The organism is Neobacillus drentensis (assembly GCF_036965645.1).
GTDB lineage: Bacteria > Bacillota > Bacilli > Bacillales > Cytobacillaceae > Neobacillus > Neobacillus drentensis_D.
This window is the reverse complement of the sequence record NZ_JBALPZ010000228.1, coordinates 1-847: the sequence shown is the minus strand read 5'-3', so window position 1 is coordinate 847 and position 847 is coordinate 1. Positions and strand designations below refer to the sequence as shown.

Annotated in this window: 2 protein-coding genes; one reads left to right on the top strand and one right to left on the bottom strand. The window is 35.9% G+C overall.

All coding sequences use genetic code 11. The features are described 5' to 3' along the window. Positions 1–158: 158 nt before the first annotated feature. Positions 159–434 (top strand): YlbG family protein, encoded by a 276-nt coding sequence (locus V7266_RS28990; protein WP_283922520.1) that lies wholly within the window; start codon positions 159–161, stop codon positions 432–434. A gap of 58 nt (positions 435–492) precedes the next feature. Here V7266_RS28990 and V7266_RS28985 read toward each other — a convergent pair. After that, a partial coding sequence (locus V7266_RS28985; protein WP_335472677.1) for a DUF7147 family protein occupies positions 493–847 on the bottom strand: 355 nt, incomplete at its 5' end.

Genomic DNA, 847 nt, shown 5'->3' with positions numbered 1-847 from the left:
ACATCCAAGATTAACACAGGCTTTAAATAAGTTATTGATTTATTTTCCCTTAAGCCGCCACAGCAGAACATAAAAAGAGCTAAAGTTTGAATTGAAATAGAAGGTTTTGATGTGCTAGACTTATTTAAAATGATGGTTTTGCTGAAGGGGAATATACAATGTTTGTTCAAAGACAAGGATTAGTTGTTTGGCTGTACTCTTTAAAACAGGCAAAAATGCTAAGGCGTTTCGGAAATGTTCATTATGTGTCGAAAAAGTTAAAATATGTTGTGTTGTATTGTAATCAGGAAGAAGTAGAAGGAATTATGGAGAAATTAAATTCTTTTTCTTTTGTGAAGAAAGTAGAACCATCATATAAACCATTCTTGAGGATGGAGTATGAGAATTCTGCCCCGGATAAAGCCAAGGAATATGATTATAAAATGGGAATATAAAAGGTGAGGGATAACCCTCACCTTTTCTGATTGTCTTGCTCCAGCGGCTGCACTTTTCTTATTGTAATGGTAAAAGGTAATGGTTTAATCTTAAGATTCCGATAAGATGCTGGTAGAAAAGTTCTTTCTCATTAAAGATGACCGATGGTTTTACTGATAGTTGGATAATTTGTTTTCCCAGTGACTCCGCAGTTTGGGCAAACAAGTCAAACCTTTTATTTGGCAATATGTTTGGATTTGGAATGCCTTCCCGACAAATATATAGTGCTTGAAAATTCCCTGGGTCTGTTGGTTTTAATATAACCACTAAGGAGGTCATTTCCCTGCTATCGATCTTCGTGTGCAATGCCATCATATGCTGCAGGCGGTGTACATTTGATTTCGCAAGTTCCAGCAGCTCATAAATATCTGAA

Excerpts from the sequence above, each read along its gene's own strand:
- V7266_RS28990 (WP_283922520.1), top strand. The coding sequence starts at position 159 with ATGTTTGTTCAAAGACAAGGATTAGTTGTTTGGCTGTACTCTTTAAAA.